The 591-nt window shown below is 35.4% G+C and carries 1 protein-coding gene; it reads right to left on the bottom strand.

Going from position 1 to position 591, the window contains the following annotated elements; genetic code table 11:
• Positions 1-340 precede the first annotated feature (340 nt).
• A partial coding sequence (locus A3223_RS06715) for a helix-turn-helix domain-containing protein (RefSeq protein ID WP_219336700.1) occupies positions 341-591 on the bottom strand: 251 nt, incomplete at its 5' end.

Genomic DNA, 591 nt, shown 5'->3' with positions numbered 1-591 from the left:
ATCCACGTGAAGGAGCTGAATTATCATTTTAGCTAAGTTTACAACCTTGACATCATAGGGTTTACCCCCTAGAATAAGGCTATAAATCGCAAATGATAATCAACTCACGTGCTCGGTCGCCAAACAGAGATTTCACGTGGGTTTTTTATTTTGTTTTCATTCAACCATTTATGAGGCTAATTTTACGCCTAAACCCCGCCATGTCAAGGCTTTAAATGAAAAACAAAAAAACGAATTGATTCTACTGTATCAAGATAAGAGGAAAGTGACAAAAAACGTCACTTTCAAAACCCCAAAAAAGAGGTTCATACTGAACCTCTTTTTTAAAACCAAAATTCAGCTAACGTTTATGAACGAGTTCCCAAACCAAATCTAAGGCGAAAATATATCGTAAGAAATTTTTTACACTCGGTACTGTATATTGACTTTCAATTTTAGAGATCATACTCGTAGATACACCAGATATTCTCGCAACGTCACTTTGAGTTAAACCTTTTTCAACACGCAAATTCAATACTGTAGCAAGAATCTCAGCATACGCTTCATCATCGTATTTACCGTTATTACCCAATTCAAAAATCGTTTTCCAAC

The organism is Campylobacter concisus, assembly GCF_002092855.1.
Taxonomy (GTDB): domain Bacteria; phylum Campylobacterota; class Campylobacteria; order Campylobacterales; family Campylobacteraceae; genus Campylobacter_A; species Campylobacter_A concisus_AI.
This window is presented reverse-complemented; position numbering and strand designations above follow the sequence as displayed.